We start from the raw sequence: 15,211 nt of genomic DNA on the forward strand, positions 1-15,211 counted from the left end.
CTATGTGATGGACCCGATGTGTTCATGGTGCTGGGGCTTCGCTCCGGTGGCCGAGGCCCTGGTGGAGCAGGCACAAGCTGCCGGCGTCGAGCTGCACCTGGTGGTGGGCGGCCTGCGCACTGGCAGCGGCGCGGCCCTGGAGCCCACGACCCGGCGCTACATCCTCGAACACTGGCAGGCGGTGCACCAGGCCACCGGCCAGGCGTTCAAGTTCGAGGGGGCGTTGCCCGACGGCTTCGTCTATGACACCGAACCGGCTTGCCGGGCCATCGTCACTGCGCGTGGCCTGGCGCCGGATTGCGCCTGGAAGCTGTTGGGTTTGATCCAGCGGGCGTTCTATGTCGAGGGCCGGGATGTGACCCTGGCCAGCGTGTTGGTGGAACTGGCCGAGCGGGCCGGAGTGCCCCGCATCGAATTCGCCGAGGCTTTCGACCGTACCGAGCAACATGCGGCTACGGCGGCGGACTTCACCTGGGTCCAGGACCTGGGCATCGCCGGGTTCCCCACCATGCTGGCCGAGCGCAACGGCCAACTGGCGTTGCTGACCAACGGCTACCAGCCACTTGGCGAACTCTCGCCGTTGCTGGGGCGCTGGCTGGAGCGCGCTGCCAGTGCCTGAGCCGGTCGATCCAGGCGCCAGCGGCAAAACCGTCGATCGTCTGAGCTGGGCGGAAATCCGTCGCCTGGCCCTGCAGCACAAGAAATCCCTGTGGATCGCCAATGGCGTCGCCGTCCTGGCGACCCTGTGCAGTGTGCCGATCCCCTTGCTGTTGCCGTTGCTGGTGGACGAAGTGCTGCTGGGGCATGGCGATGCCGCGTTGCAGGTGATGCGGCTGTTGCTGCCGGCTTCCTGGCATAGCGCCGCTGGCTATATCGGCCTGATGCTGCTGGCGACCCTGATCCTGCGTTGCGCGGCCCTGGTGTTCAACGTGGTCCAGGCCCGATTGTTCGCCGGCCTGGCCAAGGACATCGTCTATCGCATCCGCATCCGCCTGATCGAGCGACTCAAGCGCATCTCCCTGGGTGAGTATGAAAGCCTGGGTGGCGGCACGGTCAGCAGCCACCTGGTGACCGACCTGGACACCGTAGACAAGTTCGTCGGCGAGACCCTGAGTCGTTTCCTGGTGGCCATGCTGACCCTGGTGGGCACCGCCGGGATCCTGATGTGGATGCACTGGAAGCTGGCATTGCTGATCCTGCTGTTCAACCCGTTGGTGATTTTCGCCACGGTGCAACTGGGCAAGCGGGTCAAGCACCTGAAGAAGCTGGAGAACGACAGCACCTCGCGCTTCACCCAGGCCCTGACCGAGACGCTGGAAGCTATCCAGGAAGTCCGTGCCGGCAATCGCCAGGGCTACTTCCTCGGGCGCTTGGGGCGGCGTGCCGAAGAGGTGCGGGATTATGCGGTGGCCTCGCAGTGGAAAAGCGACGCTTCGGGGCGGGCCAGCGGGCTGTTGTTCCAGTTCGGCATCGATATCTTCCGCGCCGTGGCGATGCTCACCGTGCTGTTTTCCGACCTGTCCATAGGCCAGATGCTCGCGGTGTTCAGCTACCTGTGGTTCATGATCGGGCCGGTGGAGCAATTGCTGAACCTGCAGTACGCCTATTACGCCGCGGGCGGGGCGCTGACCCGGATCAACGAGCTGCTGGCGCGCGCCGACGAGCCGCAATATGCCGGTGGCGTGGACCCGTTCCAGGGGCGCGAGACCATGGGCATCGAGGTGCGCGGGCTGAGCTTCGGTTATGGCGACGAGCGCGTGCTGGACAACATGAACCTGTCCATCGCCCCGGGGGAGAAGGTGGCGATCGTCGGCGCCAGCGGCGGCGGCAAGAGTACCCTGGTGCAACTGTTGCTTGGCCTGTACACGCCGCAGGCCGGCAGTATCCGCTTCGGTGGCTCGACCCAGGAGGAGATCGGCCTGGCGACCGTGCGCGAGAACGTGGCCGTGGTGCTGCAGCATCCAGCGCTGTTCAACGACACTGTACGGGCCAACCTGACCATGGGCCGTGAGCGCAGCGACAATGCCTGCTGGCAGGCACTGGAAATCGCCCAGCTGGATGTCACGGTGAGGAGCCTGCCCCAGGGGCTGGACACCGTGGTCGGACGTTCCGGGGTACGACTGTCAGGGGGGCAGCGCCAGCGCCTGGCGATTGCGCGGATGGTCCTGGCCGAACCCAAGGTGGTGATCCTCGATGAGGCCACCTCCGCCCTGGATGCGGCCACCGAATACAACCTGCACCAGGCGCTGACGCGCTTTTTGCAGGGCCGGACTACGCTGATCATTGCCCATCGCCTGTCGGCGGTGAAGCAGGCGGACCGGGTATTGGTGTTCGATGGCGGACAGATCGCCGAAGATGGCGACCATCAGCAGCTGATTGCCGATGGCGGCCTCTATGCCAAGCTTTATGGGCATTTGCAGCAAGTTCGAGCGCCTTGAGTTTTATCCGGCTTTCTGTGCTTAGTGCTTGAATTTCCAGATGTATTGATCGCTTCAGCAGGCTTGGCTCGGGACCTTTTGCAAAGGGCCCGAGCCAACGGCCGTTCGCCCGGTCTCGAAACGGGGGAAATTAGCCTAATCTGTGCTGTCTGAGGCGGGACTACTGGGTGTTCATTTGGCAGTGCTGAAGCAAGGACCCTCATGAAGCAAAAGCGGACTTTCGCAACGCCACGGTTGTTGGGCATTGTCTGGCCTTTCATTGCAGTGGTGGTATTCCAGGCACTCCTGGGTGGCCTCAGCCTGTATGTGCTATCGGCGGTGCGTGGCTACGTCGCCGGCGAAAGCCTGTGGTCCAAGGGCCAGAAAGACGCTATCTACTACCTCAGCCTGTATGCCGACAGCCGCGACGAAGGCACCTTCCTCAAATACCAGAACGCGATCGCCGTGCCCCAGGGCGGGCATGAGCTGCGGGTGGCGCTCGACAGCCAGCCGCCAGACCTGGAAGCAGCGCGCCTGGGGATCCTCAAGGGCGGCAACCACCCGGACGACGTGGCCAGCCTGATCTGGCTGTACCTCAACTTCCGGCACTTCAGCTATCTTGAAAAAGCCATCGACCGCTGGACCGTGGGCGACCGCTACCTGTTGCAACTGGACCAGGTGGCGCGGGAAATGCACCAGCACATCAGTAGCAACAATGCCAGCGAGGCCGATGTCCAGCGCTGGAAGAGCGAAATCTTCGCTATCAACGACGGGGTCACCCCCGCGGCCAAGGCGTTCAGCGATGCCCTTGGAGAGGGCTCGCGGGTGATCTTGCGGTTGCTGCTGGTGACCAACCTGGCCACGGCGTTGTTCCTGATCGGCCTGGCTTTGCTGCGCACCCACAAGCTGCTGGCCCAGCGCCATGCCTTCGCCACCGCCCTGCAGTTGGAGAAAGAGCGGGCGCAGATCACCTTGCAGTCCATCGGCGATGGGGTAATCACCACGGATGTCGAGGGTGCCATCGCCTACATGAACCCGGCGGCGGAGGAACTGACTCGCTGGAAGGCTGCGCAGGCCGTGGGTTTGCCCCTGGCGGCACTGTTCAATCTGCTGGATGAAAACGCCCAGGCCGATGGTTTCACGCTGATCGAGCATATTCTCAGCGGCCAGCTCAGTGGTGGCAGCGAGCATTCCAAGCTGATCCAGCGCCTGGACGGCAGCACGGTGTCGGTGACGCTGGTGGGGGCACCGATCCGCAATGCCGGGAAGGTCAGCGGTGCGGTGCTGGTGCTGCACGACATGACCCAGGAGCGGCAGTACATCGCCAACCTGTCCTGGCAGGCCACCCACGATGCCCTGACTGGCCTGGCCAACCGCCGCGAGTTCGAATTCCGCCTGGAACAGGCCCTGTATGGCCTGGCCCGGCAACCGGCGCGGCATGCGCTGATGTTCCTGGACCTGGACCAGTTCAAGCTGGTCAACGACACCTGCGGCCATGCCGCCGGCGACGAATTGCTGCGGCATATCTGCGCCTTGTTGCAGTCGGGCCTGCGCGAGGGCGATACCCTGGCCCGGCTGGGTGGGGACGAGTTCGGCATCCTTCTGGAGAATTGCTCGCCGGAGGCTGCGGAGAAAATCGCCGAAGGCTTGCGCCAGACCGTGCAGAACCTGCATTTCGTCTGGAAGGGCCGGCCGTTCGTGACCACCGTGAGCATCGGCCTGGTACATATCGCCCAGACCCCGACCACCCTGGAGGCCTCCCTGCGCGCGGCGGACATGGCCTGCTACATGGCCAAGGAAAAGGGCCGCAACCGAGTGCAGGTCTACCATGCCGATGACTCGGAGCTGTCCCTGCGTTTTGGCGAGATGGCCTGGGTCCAGCGCCTGCACATGGCGCTGGAGGAAAACCGCTTCTGCCTGTACTCCCAGGAAATCACCGCGCTGGGCCACATGGAGGGAGAGGGTGGCCATCTGGAGATCCTCCTGCGGCTGCACGATGAGGCCGGGCGCATGATCCTGCCGGACAGTTTCATCCCGGCAGCCGAGCGCTATGGCCTGATGACGTCCCTGGATCGCTGGGTAGTACAGAACGTATTCAAGATCGTTGCCCAGTGCATCGAAGAGGGCCGGGAAGGGCCGATGGCCATGTGCGCGATCAATTTGTCGGGGATCACCATCGGCGACGACGAGTTCCTCGACTTCCTGCGTGAGCAGTTCGCCATCTACCGGGTACCGCCGGAGCTGATCTGTTTTGAAATTACCGAAACCAGCGCCATCGCCAATCTGGGCAGCGCGATTCGTTTTATAAACGAACTCAAGGGCTTAGGTTGTCATTTTTCCCTGGACGACTTTTGTGCGGGAATGTCGTCGTTCGCTTATCTCAAACATTTGCCTGTAGACTTCCTGAAGATCGATGGAAGTTTCGTAAAGGATATGCTGGACGACCCGATTAACCGCGCCATGGTCGAGGTGATCAACCATATCGGGCATGTCATGGGTAAGCGCACGATTGCCGAATTCGTCGAAACGCCGCAGATCGAACAGGCCCTGCTCGAGATCGGCGTGGATTATGCTCAAGGCTACAACATCGAGCGTCCGCAATTGTTCACCTGTGACAGCCTGCAGTGTCGACCCGTGCGGCCACGGCCCGTATTGCTCAAGGCGCCCGGCACGTTCCGCTGAAACCTTCTTTGGATCCGTACATCACAATCAAAAGGAGCCCGACAGTGATCGACACATTCAGCCGAACCGGCCCGCTCATGGAAGCTGCCAGTTACCCCGCCTGGACCCAGCAATTGATCCAGGACTGCAGCGAGAGCAAGCGCCGCGTCGTAGAGCATGAGCTGTACCAGCGCATGCGAGACAACAAGCTCAGCCCGAAAGTCATGCGCCAATACCTGATCGGTGGGTGGCCGGTGGTCGAGCAGTTCGCCCTGTACATGGCGCAGAACCTGACCAAGACCCGCTTTGCCCGCCATCCCGGGGAAGACATGGCGCGCCGCTGGTTGATGCGCAACATTCGCGTCGAGCTCAACCATGCCGACTACTGGGTGCACTGGAGTCGGGCCCACGGGGTGACCCTTGAAGACCTGCAGGCCCAGCAGGTGCCACCGGAGCTGCACGCCCTGAGCCACTGGTGCTGGCATACCAGCTCGGCGGATTCGCTGATCGTGGCGATCGCCGCCACCAACTACGCCATCGAAGGGGCGACCGGCGAGTGGTCGGCCCTGGTCTGCTCCAACGGCATCTATGCGGCGTCCTTTCCCGAGGAAGATCGCAAGCGCGCCATGAAGTGGCTGAAGATGCACGCGCAGTATGACGATGCCCACCCTTGGGAAGCGCTGGAGATCATCGTCACCCTGGCTGGGTTGAACCCGAGCAAGGCGCTGCAGGCCGAACTGCGTCAGGCGATCTGCAAGAGCTATGACTATATGTACCTGTTCCTGGAACGCTGCATGCAGCTGGAAAAGAGCACGGTGACTCGCGAGCGCCTGGCGCTGGCCGAGGGCTGAGTCAGCAGTTGGCAGGACAGATCGCCACAAGCGGCTGGCGCTTGTGGCGATATTGACGCCTAGCCCGCCATGGCCAGGCGATTGCGACCCTCGCGCTTGGCGACGTAAAGCGCGCTATCGGCGCGGCGCAGCAGGCTTTCAGCGGATTCCCCGGGCAGCAGCGTGGCGCAGCCCAGGCTGACGGTCAGTTCGATCAGCTTGCCATCGGCCCGATGTTCCTGGGCCTGGGCAGCATTACGCAGGCGTTCCCCGACCATCGCCGCAGCCTCGCGACCGGTGTTGGAAAGCAGGATCAGGAATTCTTCCCCGCCGAAACGAAACACCATGTCCACATTGCGCAATTGTCCCTTGATGGAGGCGGCAACGCTTTTGAGCACTTCATCGCCAGTGCTGTGGCCATGGCTATCGTTGATGCGCTTGAAGTGGTCGATATCAAGCATCAGCAGCGATAGCGGCAGCAGGTGGCGCCGAGCCATCTCGATTTCTCGCGATAGGGTCTGGTCCATGGCGATGCGATTGCCGGTGTCGGTCAGCGGGTCGCGCAGGGCGCTGCGTGTGGCGGCGCGGTATAGCAAGGCGTTGCGCATCGGGTAGAGCAGGGTGGAGAGCAAGGATTCCAGGTGGCCTTGTTCGCTATCGCTGAAGCGCTGGTTGCGACGAAAGACCAGTTCGCCCATGGGCTCGCCTTCATGGCTGAGGCAGTAGCTGATGGAGTGATGGCCGCGCTGGCCGAACTCCAGGCGCAGGTCGCTGGGGGTGTAAGCGAAGTGCAGGGCATCGAGGGGGACCAGGCGCTGCACTTCGCGAAAGAACAGACCCAGGATGCGTTGTGGTTCCAGGCTGGTCTGCAGTTGCAGGCCCAGTTGCTGGCGCAACTGCGTGAGGCTCACAGGCTGCTTGAGCAGTGGCGACTGTTGGGTAAAGCCCAGGCGTTGCAATTTGGCGCTGTCAAAGTCAATTGCGTTGTTCTGGGTGGGAATCTTCATCTGAGCTTGCGCCCCCTGAGCACTGTGTAAAGTCTTACTGGCCTGGGTGAGAGCGGCTCGGAGCTGCGCGTCGTACTGTTCCTTCAGTCCCGTAGGACAATCGCGCACATTTTATGCCGCTTCATCTTGGGCTTCCACGCCCCGATAAAAAGCCATGTTCCACGGTGCCAAAGGCACGGTGTGTTGAGTGTTCTTAGAGCGAAACTCGTGCCATTCGGTTCAGATTGAGAAAAGTCCATTCAATTCAATGGCTTGGAATCATGCGAAAAATTGCCGTCATCCGGGGCGACGGTTGTTTGGCTTGAAGTCCGTATCGGATGGGGCTTGTCGAGGAGTCGCGACGGTATTCCGTCGCGACGAACGGCGGGGCGTTACTGCGCGTCGAATGCCTGGCCGTTGATGCCGGCGCTGTCCGGGCCCATGAGATAGAGGTAGACCGGCATGATTTCTTCGGGCTGGGGGTTCTTGCTGGGGTTTTCACCCGGGTAGGCCAGGGCGCGCATGCTGGTGCGGGTGGCGCCGGGGTTGATGCTGTTGGCGCGTACCGGGGCGACGGTGTCCAGTTCGTCGGCGAGGGTTTGCATCAGGCCTTCGGTGGCGAACTTGGATACCCCGTAGGCGCCCCAGTAGGCGCGGCCCTTGCGGCCGACACTGCTGGAGGTGAAGACCACCGAAGCGTCCTGGGACAGCTTGAGCAGCGGCAGCAGGGTGCTGGTCAGCATGAAGGTGGCGTTGACGTTGACCTGCATGACCCGCATGAAGTTCTCCCCCGACAGCTGTTCCAGCGGTGTGCGCGGGCCAATGATCGAGGCGTTGTGCAGCAGGCCGTCGAGGCGACCGAATTCGGCTTCGATCATGGCCGCCAACTCGTCGTACTGGTGCGGCAACGCGGTTTCCAGGTTGAACGGGATCACTACGGGCTGCGGGTGTCCGGCGGCCTCGATGGCGTCGTAGACCTCGGTCAGGTTGGCCTCGGTCTTGCCCAGCAGGAGCACGGTGGCGCCGTGGGCGGCGTAGGTCTTGGCGGCGGCGGCGCCGATGCCGCGACCGGCGCCGGTGACCAGGATGATCCGGTCCTTGAGCAGTTCGGGGCGGGCGGAGTAATCAAACATAAAAAGCCTCAGCGGAAATGGGAACCTGCCCGGGAGTCAGTCGGGCAGGGCGCTGCTCAGCAGCTGCACAATGCGTTATCCAGGACCTGGCGCAGTTCCAGCGGGTGGCTGACCACCACATCTGCGCCCCAGTGCCGGGGATTGTCGTCCGGGTGGATGTAGCCGTAGGTCACGGCTGCGGTCTTGGTGCCGGCATCGCGGCCGGATTCGATATCGCGCAGGTCGTCGCCGATGAACAGCACGGTGGACGGGTCCAGGTCGAGCATCTTGCAGGCCAGGATCAGTGGTTCGGGATCCGGCTTGCTGTTCTTCACGTGATCGGGGCAGATCAGCAGGGCCGAGCGCTCGGCCAGTCCCAGTTGCTCCATGATCGGCGCAGCGAAGCGCACGGGCTTGTTGGTCACCACGCCCCAGGGCAGGTTCGCTCGCTCGATGTCGGCCAGCAGCTGTTCCATGCCGTCGAACAACCGGCTATGCACTGCGCAATGCTCGAGGTAGCGCTCGAGGAACTCCTGGCGCAACTCTTCGAATCCCGGGGATTCGGGGTCCATGGAAAAGGTCACGGCCACCATGGCCCGGGCACCGCCCGAGACTTCGTCACGGATGTGCTGGTCGGGGATGGGCGGCAGGCCGCGATCACGGCGCATGCCCTGGCAGACCGCGATGAAGTCCGGCGCGGTATCGAGCAAGGTGCCATCCATATCGAAAAGAACGGCTCTGATGGCCATGTTTCACTCCTCTCGCAGGGTCTGGATCATGTAGTTGACGTCCACGTCGGCTGCCAGCTTGTAGTGCTTGGTCAGCGGGTTATAGGTCAGGCCGATGATGTCCTTGACGGTCAGGCCGGCGGCGCGGCTCCAGGCGCCGAGTTCCGATGGGCGGATGAATTTCTTGAAGTCATGGGTGCCGCGTGGCAGCAGCTTCATGATGTATTCCGCGCCGACGATGGCGAACAGGTAGGCCTTGGGGTTGCGGTTGATGGTGGAGAAGAACACCTGGCCACCAGGCTTGACCATGCGCAAGCAGGCGCGGATCACCGACGAAGGATCGGGGACGTGCTCGAGCATCTCCAGGCAGGTGACCACGTCGAACTGCTCGGGCATTTCCTCGGCCAGGGCCTCGGCGGTGATCTGCCGGTATTCGACGTTCACCCCGGATTCCAGCTGGTGCAACTGGGCGACCGCCAGCGGGGCCTCGCCCATGTCGATCCCGGTGACGGTAGCGCCACGCTGGGCCATGGCTTCGCTGAGGATGCCGCCGCCGCAACCGACGTCCAGGACCTTCTTGCCGGCCAGCCCGACCCGTTCGTCGATCCAGTTGACCCGCAGCGGATTGATGTCGTGCAGGGGCTTGAACTCGCTTTCGCGGTCCCACCAGCGGTGGGCCAGGGCTTCGAACTTGGCGATTTCAGCGTGGTCGACGTTGCTCATGGATAGTGCTCCAAAACTTGAGGAATTCGGTAGGGCCTCGCGCGCTTGCTCGAGGTCCGGGTTATTGGACGTGCCCGCTGATGCGCCGGGCCCAGTCGCGGGCGGTTTCGCCGAGTTGGCGCTCGTCCATGCGGCTTAGCCGCTTGTTGTCCAGTAGCTGCTTGCCGGCCACCCATAGGTGTGTCACGCAGTCGCGGCCGGTGGCGTAGATCAATTGCGACACCGGGTCGTAAATCGGTTGCTGGGCCAGCCCGGACAGGTCGAATGCCACCAGGTCCGCAGCCTTGCCGAGCTCCAGGGAGCCCACTTCATCGTCCAGGCCCATGGCCCTGGCGCCGTTCAGGGTGGCCATGCGCAGGGCGCGATGGGCATCGAGTGCCGTTGCCGAGCCCGCCACGGCCTTGGCCAGCAAGGCTGCGGTGCGGGTTTCGCCGAGCAGATCCAGGTCGTTGTTGCTGGCCGCGCCGTCGGTGCCTACCGCGACATTCACACCGGCCTGCCACAGGCGCTCTACCGGACAGAAGCCGCTGGCCAGTTTAAGGTTGGACTCCGGGCAATGAACCACGCTGGTGTTGGTTTCTACCAGCAAAGCCAGGTCTTCATCGCTGATTTGGGTCATATGAACGGCCTGGAAGCGTGGTCCCAGCAAGCCTAGCCGGGAGAGGCGGGCCAAGGGTCGCTCGCCATGCCGCTCCAGGGACTGCTGGACCTCGAACGCGGTCTCGTGCACGTGCATGTGGATCGAGGCGTCGAGTTCCTCGGCGATCATGCGGACCTTCTCCAGGTTCTCGTCGCCTACGGTGTAGGGAGCATGGGGGCCGAAGGTGATGCGGATACGCGGGTGATGCTTGAGATCGCTGAACAGTTCCACGCCCTGGCGAATGGCTTCGGCCGCGTCGTGGGCCCCGGGAATCGGGAAGTCCAGTACCGGGATGGCGATCTGGGCGCGAATGCCGCTGTTATGGACCCGTTCGCTGGCGACCTTGGGGAAGAAATACATGTCGCAGAAGCAGGTGATGCCGCCTTTTATCTGCTCGGCGATGGCCAGGTCCGTGCCATCGTGGACGAAGGCTTCATCCACCCACTTGGCTTCGGCGGGCCAGATGTGGTTCTCCAGCCAGGTCATCAGTGGCAGGTCATCGGCCAGGCCGCGGAACAGGGTCATGGCCGCATGCCCGTGGGCGTTGATCAGGCCCGGGCTGAGCAGCATGCCGGGCAGTTCGCGGACCTCGCCAGCCTGGCGTCTCAGGGCTTCGCTGCGTGGCCCGATGAAGGCGATGCGACCGTCGCGGATGCCCAGGCCGTGGTCCTTGAGGACGACGCCGGCTGGCTCCACGGGCACCAACCAGGTGGGCAGCAGCAGGAGGTCGAGCGCAGGTTCACGGTTCGGCATCGAGTATCGGTCCAGGGCTTCAAAGACAAAGGATGGCGAAGTATACCCGAGCGTCTTCGCCGGGGGATCGCTATAATCGGCGGCTTTTGTTCATGAGTGCGGGGTGAGGGATGCGCGATCGTCTGTTGGCTGCGGAGAAGGTCAAGGCCATTGATTGGCGGGATGGCACTCTGTACCTGCTCGATCAGCGGGCCTTGCCCCTTGAAGAGGCCTGGCTGGCCTGCGACAGCGTCGCTGCCGTGGCCGAGGCCATTCGCGCGATGGCGGTGCGCGGCGCGTCGGCCATTGGCATCAGTGCGGCCTATGGTGTGGTCCTGGCCGCGCGCGCACGTTTTGCCGCCGGTGGCGACTGGATCGCCGCGCTCGATGCAGACTTCGAACTGCTTGAAACCACCCGGCCGACGGCGGTCAACCTTTCCTGGGCCTTGCGCCACATGCGTGAGCGGCTGGAGCGGGTCAGGGAACATGCCGATCCTCTGGCTGCCCTGGAGGTCGAGGCCCTGGCGATCCATGAAAGCGATCGCGAGGCCAACCTGACCATGGCCCAGCTCGGGGTGGAGCTGATTCGTCGATACCAGGGCAACCCGCAGGCCCTGCTGACCCACTGCAATACCGGAGCCCTGGCCAGCGGTGGCTTCGGCACTGCCCTGGGGGTGATTCGCGGAGCCTGGCTGGAGGGCATGGTGGAGCGGGTCTATGTCGATGAAACCCGGCCCTGGCTGCAAGGCTCACGTTTGACTGCCTGGGAGCTTGCCAGCGAAGGCGTGCCGGTGACCTTGAACGCCGACGCCGCGGCGGCGCACATCATGAAGACCAAGGGCCTGACCTGGGTGGTGGTCGGTGCGGACCGGATCGCCGCCAATGGCGATGTGGCGAACAAGATCGGTACCTACCAGTTGGCCGTCAACGCCATGCACCATGGCGTGCGCTTCATGGTGGTGGCCTCCAGCTCGACCATCGACATGAGCCTGGCCACTGGCGAGGACATTCCCCTTGAGGAGCGCGACGCCCGGGAGCTGCTGGAGGTGGGTGGCAAGCCGGTGGGGGCGGCGGTGGAGGTCTTCAATCCGGTGTTCGACGTCACGCCGGCGGACCTGATCGATGTCATCGTTACGGAGAAGGGCATCGTCGAGCGTCCTGATGCGGCAAAGATGGCCCAATTGCTGTGCCGCAAGCGCCTGCATTGATCCTGCGTCGACATCTGCCTCTGGATTGACCGGTAAATGATCGCCGGGAGGTAAAAAACCGGGTTGGCGGGAGGGGGATCGGTCTCTGAGCCCCTGTCGCCGTCTTTCAGGTGGTCATCGCTCAACTAGCTACGTTCCATGCGCATCAGGGGGATAGGTGCGTGGCGGCGATTGTGATAACATCCGGCGGTTTCCAAGGTGGTCCGACGCGGTCACCTCTACTGCGCAAATCCATGTCATAACTTGTTGATTTGTCGTAAGTCGGTGCTGGCACTAGGCCTGCAGCGGCGAGCTTCGTTCGTCCCATCTGGATGTGGCGAAGTTTCACCAGAAAAAGGAATCAGGCTTCTCATGGGCGAACTGGCCAAAGAAATCCTACCGGTCAATATCGAAGACGAGCTGAAACAGTCCTACCTCGACTACGCGATGAGCGTAATCGTCGGGCGGGCACTGCCTGATGCGCGCGACGGCTTGAAGCCCGTGCACCGGCGTGTGCTGTACGCGATGAGCGAACTCGGTAACGACTGGAACAAGCCGTACAAGAAATCTGCCCGCGTGGTCGGTGACGTGATCGGTAAGTACCACCCCCACGGCGATACTGCGGTGTACGACACCATCGTCCGCATGGCCCAGCCATTCTCCCTGCGCTACTTGCTGGTAGACGGCCAGGGCAACTTCGGTTCGGTGGACGGCGATAACGCGGCGGCCATGCGATACACCGAAGTGCGCATGACCAAGCTGGCGCACGAGCTGCTGGCCGACCTGCACAAGGAAACCGTGGATTGGGTGCCCAACTATGATGGCACCGAACTGATTCCCGCGGTCATGCCGACCAAGATCCCCAACCTGCTGGTCAACGGCTCCAGCGGTATTGCCGTGGGCATGGCGACCAACATCCCGCCGCACAACCTGGGGGAAGTGATCGATGGTTGCCTGGCGCTGATCGACAATCCCGAGCTGAGCGTCGACGACCTGATGCAGTTCATCCCGGGTCCGGACTTCCCCACCGCCGGCATCATCAACGGGCGCCAGGGCATCATCGAGGCCTATCGCACCGGCCGTGGCCGCATCTACATGCGCGCCCGCTCCACCGTCGAGGATATCGACAAGGTCGGTGGTCGCCAGCAGATCGTCATCACCGAGCTGCCATACCAGCTGAACAAGGCCCGCCTGATCGAGAAGATCGCCGAGCTGGTCAAGGAGAAGAGGCTCGAGGGCATCACCGAGCTGCGCGACGAGTCCGACAAGGACGGCATGCGCGTAGTGATCGAGCTGCGCCGTGGCGAAGTGCCGGAAGTGGTGCTCAACAATCTCTACGCCCAAACCCAGCTGCAGAGCGTGTTCGGTATCAACATCGTCGCGCTGATCGACGGTCGTCCGCGGATCCTCAATCTGAAGGACCTGCTGGAAGCCTTCGTTCGTCACCGCCGCGAAGTGGTGACCCGGCGTACCGTATTCGAGCTGCGCAAGGCTCGCGAGCGTGGCCATATCCTCGAAGGCCAGGCCGTTGCCCTGTCCAACATCGACCCGGTCATCGCCCTGATCAAGGCCTCGCCGACCCCATCGGAAGCCAAGGAAGCGCTGGTCAGCACGCCTTGGGAGTCCAGTGCGGTGATGACCATGGTCGAGCGTGCCGGTGCAGATTCCTGCCGTCCGGAGAACCTGGATCCGCAGTACGGCCTGCGCGACGGCAAGTACTTCCTGTCCCCGGAACAGGCCCAGGCCATCTTGGAGCTGCGCCTGCACCGCCTGACCGGCCTGGAGCACGAGAAACTCCTGGCCGAGTACCAGGAGATCCTCAACCAGATCGGCGAGCTGATCCGCATCCTCAACAGCGCCGAGCGCCTGATGGAAGTGATCCGCGAAGAGCTGGAAGTGATCCGTGCCGAATACGGCGACGAGCGCCGCACCGAAATCGTCAATGCGACCCACGACCTCGACTACGGCGACATGATCCCCGAAGAAGAGCGCGTAGTGACCATTTCCCATGGCGGTTATGCCAAGACCCAGCCGTTGTCGGCCTACCAGGCCCAGCGCCGTGGTGGCAAGGGCAAGTCGGCGACCGGCGTGAAGGATGAGGACTACATCGAGCACCTGCTGGTAGCCAACAGCCATGCGACCCTGTTGCTGTTCTCCAGCAAGGGCAAGGTGTACTGGCTCAAGACCTACGAGATTCCTGAAGCCTCCCGTGCTGCCCGTGGCCGTCCGCTGGTGAACATCATCGACTCGCTGGAGCAGGGCGAGCGCATCACCGCGATGTTGCAGATCGACCTCGAGGCCCTGCAGCAGGGCGCTGATTCCGAGGAGGTCGAAGAGGCCGAGGACGTGCTGGCCGAAGCCGAGGTGATGGATGAAGAGGAAGCCGAGGACGACGACGATCGCGACACGCCGGAGTGGGTCGCTGAGCCGACCGGTGCCTTCGTCTTCATGGCGACCGCCTTCGGCCTGGTCAAGAAGGTTTCGCTGGCGAGCTTCGCCAAACCGCGCAAGGCCGGCCTGATCGCCTTGAAGCTGAAAGAGGGCGATACCCTGATCGCTGCGGCCATCACCGATGGTGCGCGGGAAGTCATGTTGTTCTCCAGCGCCAGCAAGGTCATCCGTTTCGTCGAGAGCGAAGTTCGCGAGCGCGGTCGTGTGGCCGGTGGTGTGCGCGGGATGAAGCTGGGCAAGTCCCAGCAACTGATCTCCATGCTGATCCCCGAGTCCGGTGCGCAGATCCTCACTGCGTCCGAGCGCGGTATCGGCAAGCGTACCGAGCTGCCCAAGTTCCCGCGCCGCAAGCGTGGTGGCCAGGGCGTGATCGCCATGAAGGGCCGTACCGGTAACCTGATCGGCGCCATCCAGGTGCGCGAGGACGAGCAGATCATGCTCATCTCCGACCAGGGGACCCTGGTGCGCACCCGGGTCGGCGAGGTGTCGATCCTCAGCCGCAACACCCAGGGGGTGACGCTGATCAAGTTGGCCGACGATGAGACGCTGGTAGGCCTGGAGCGTATCCAGGCGTCGGATGAGCTCGAAGACGTGCTCGAAGACGGCGAGGTGATCGATGGCGAGGTGATCGATGGCGAGGTGGTCGACACCGAGGGCGAGGAGCCCGGCGCCGCCGACGAGGTGCCCCAGGAGTAACCCAGCGCAATAACCCGGCGGGGCGATCAGCATGATCGCCCCGCTTCA

Annotated in this window: 11 protein-coding genes; 6 read left to right on the top strand and 5 right to left on the bottom strand. The window is 63.2% G+C overall.

The genetic code is table 11. From position 1 onward, the window contains the following. Nucleotides 1–16 precede the first annotated feature (16 nt). From AC3WK8_RS21795 to AC3WK8_RS21810, 4 genes are all read left to right on the top strand, one after another. Entirely contained in the window at nt 17–619 is a 603-nt protein-coding gene (locus tag AC3WK8_RS21795) for a DsbA family protein (RefSeq protein WP_178088044.1), read from the top strand. Further along, entirely contained in the window at nt 612–2,438 is a 1,827-nt protein-coding gene (locus AC3WK8_RS21800) for an ABC transporter ATP-binding protein (RefSeq protein WP_103325826.1), read from the top strand. Before AC3WK8_RS21795 ends, AC3WK8_RS21800 begins: the two co-directional genes overlap by 8 nt. A 201-nt stretch (nt 2,439–2,639) precedes the next feature. Beyond that, nucleotides 2,640–5,099: an EAL domain-containing protein gene (locus tag AC3WK8_RS21805; protein WP_085596792.1), complete on the top strand. Its 2,460-nt coding sequence runs from the start codon at nt 2,640–2,642 to the stop codon at nt 5,097–5,099. A 77-nt stretch (nt 5,100–5,176) separates the two neighbouring features. After that, nucleotides 5,177–5,929, top strand: coding sequence for an iron-containing redox enzyme family protein (locus tag AC3WK8_RS21810; protein WP_152898903.1), 753 nt, complete (start codon nt 5,177–5,179; stop codon nt 5,927–5,929). A 59-nt stretch (nt 5,930–5,988) separates the two neighbouring features. Here the strand turns inward: AC3WK8_RS21810 and AC3WK8_RS21815 are convergent, their stop codons facing one another. The 5 genes from AC3WK8_RS21815 to AC3WK8_RS21835 all read right to left on the bottom strand — a co-directional run bounded on the left by AC3WK8_RS21815 (nt 5,989) and on the right by AC3WK8_RS21835 (nt 10,850). After that, complete coding sequence (locus AC3WK8_RS21815; RefSeq protein ID WP_103325827.1) at nt 5,989–6,915, bottom strand: GGDEF domain-containing protein; 927 nt, start codon at nt 6,913–6,915, stop codon at nt 5,989–5,991. Nucleotides 6,916–7,286: 371 nt separating this feature from the next. Next, nucleotides 7,287–8,027 (bottom strand): YciK family oxidoreductase, encoded by a 741-nt coding sequence (locus AC3WK8_RS21820; RefSeq protein WP_022640128.1) that lies wholly within the window; start codon nt 8,025–8,027, stop codon nt 7,287–7,289. Nucleotides 8,028–8,083: 56 nt separating this feature from the next. Further along, nucleotides 8,084–8,755: an N-acetylmuramic acid 6-phosphate phosphatase MupP gene (gene mupP, locus AC3WK8_RS21825; protein ID WP_053133216.1), complete on the bottom strand. Its 672-nt coding sequence runs from the start codon at nt 8,753–8,755 to the stop codon at nt 8,084–8,086. Nucleotides 8,756–8,758: 3 nt separating this feature from the next. After that, nucleotides 8,759–9,457 carry a bifunctional 2-polyprenyl-6-hydroxyphenol methylase/3-demethylubiquinol 3-O-methyltransferase UbiG gene (gene ubiG, locus AC3WK8_RS21830; RefSeq protein ID WP_103325828.1) on the bottom strand — a complete coding sequence of 233 codons (699 nt, stop codon included), beginning with the start codon at nt 9,455–9,457 and terminating at the stop codon, nt 8,759–8,761. Nucleotides 9,458–9,518: 61 nt separating this feature from the next. Further along, nucleotides 9,519–10,850, bottom strand: a complete 1,332-nt coding sequence (locus tag AC3WK8_RS21835) for a TRZ/ATZ family hydrolase (RefSeq protein WP_103325829.1) — start codon at nt 10,848–10,850, stop codon at nt 9,519–9,521. A 110-nt stretch (nt 10,851–10,960) separates the two neighbouring features. Here AC3WK8_RS21835 and mtnA point away from each other — a divergent pair, with 110 nt between their 5' ends. Together mtnA and gyrA are read left to right on the top strand one after the other, a co-directional pair. After that, complete coding sequence (gene mtnA, locus AC3WK8_RS21840; protein WP_085596789.1) at nt 10,961–12,037, top strand: S-methyl-5-thioribose-1-phosphate isomerase; 1,077 nt, start codon at nt 10,961–10,963, stop codon at nt 12,035–12,037. 351 nt (nt 12,038–12,388) lie between these two features. Beyond that, a complete protein-coding gene (gene gyrA, locus AC3WK8_RS21845) occupies nt 12,389–15,163 on the top strand; it encodes a DNA gyrase subunit A (RefSeq protein WP_103325830.1) in 2,775 nt (924 codons plus the stop codon). The last annotated feature ends 48 nt before the right edge of the window (nt 15,164–15,211 follow it).

This window comes from Pseudomonas sp. FW507-12TSA (assembly GCF_058781435.1).

What these genes read in the sequence shown, in the direction of transcription:
- AC3WK8_RS21820 (WP_022640128.1), bottom strand. Translation starts at nt 8,027, where the DNA reads ATGTTTGATTACTCCGCCCGCCCCGAACTGCTCAAGGACCGGATCATC.
- ubiG (WP_103325828.1), bottom strand. Translation starts at nt 9,457, where the DNA reads ATGAGCAACGTCGACCACGCTGAAATCGCCAAGTTCGAAGCCCTGGCC.
- mupP (WP_053133216.1), bottom strand. Translation starts at nt 8,755, where the DNA reads ATGGCCATCAGAGCCGTTCTTTTCGATATGGATGGCACCTTGCTCGAT.
- AC3WK8_RS21835 (WP_103325829.1), bottom strand. Translation starts at nt 10,850, where the DNA reads ATGCCGAACCGTGAACCTGCGCTCGACCTCCTGCTGCTGCCCACCTGG.
- AC3WK8_RS21815 (WP_103325827.1), bottom strand. Translation starts at nt 6,915, where the DNA reads ATGAAGATTCCCACCCAGAACAACGCAATTGACTTTGACAGCGCCAAA.
- gyrA (WP_103325830.1), top strand. Translation starts at nt 12,389, where the DNA reads ATGGGCGAACTGGCCAAAGAAATCCTACCGGTCAATATCGAAGACGAG.
- AC3WK8_RS21810 (WP_152898903.1), top strand. Translation starts at nt 5,177, where the DNA reads ATGGAAGCTGCCAGTTACCCCGCCTGGACCCAGCAATTGATCCAGGAC.
- AC3WK8_RS21795 (WP_178088044.1), top strand. Translation starts at nt 17, where the DNA reads ATGTGTTCATGGTGCTGGGGCTTCGCTCCGGTGGCCGAGGCCCTGGTG.
- mtnA (WP_085596789.1), top strand. Translation starts at nt 10,961, where the DNA reads ATGCGCGATCGTCTGTTGGCTGCGGAGAAGGTCAAGGCCATTGATTGG.
- AC3WK8_RS21805 (WP_085596792.1), top strand. Translation starts at nt 2,640, where the DNA reads ATGAAGCAAAAGCGGACTTTCGCAACGCCACGGTTGTTGGGCATTGTC.